This window comes from Pseudomonas sp. BCRC 81390, assembly GCF_030341915.1.
In the GTDB taxonomy this organism is placed as follows: Bacteria; Pseudomonadota; Gammaproteobacteria; order Pseudomonadales; family Pseudomonadaceae; genus Aquipseudomonas.
Genome location: NZ_JATAAG010000085.1, coordinates 1 through 239 on the forward strand (window position 1 = coordinate 1; position 239 = coordinate 239).

A 239-nucleotide genomic window follows, 5' to 3' on the forward strand; every position below is an offset into this window, starting at 1 on the left:
CTATGGCCCCGTATTCTACGGCTGAACCATGTAATGGTAGGTCTGGGCAGATTTGAACTGCCGACCTCACCCTTATCAGGGGTGCGCTCTAACCAACTGAGCTACAGACCTATATAGGGTCTTGATCGTCTTCAACCATGAATCAAGCAATTCGTGTGGGAGCTCATCAGCAGGCTGATGTCGTCGATTAAGGAGGTGATCCAGCCGCAGGTTCCCCTACGGCTACCTTGTTACGACTT

Annotated in this window: 1 tRNA gene and 1 rRNA gene; both read right to left on the reverse strand. The window is 51.5% G+C overall.

The window, feature by feature from the left end:
- Positions 1–34: 34 nt before the first annotated feature.
- A tRNA-Ile gene (locus QSV36_RS25070) sits at positions 35–111 on the reverse strand.
- A gap of 77 nt (positions 112–188) precedes the next feature.
- Positions 189–239 (reverse strand): 16S ribosomal RNA (locus QSV36_RS25075); the annotation flags it as partial.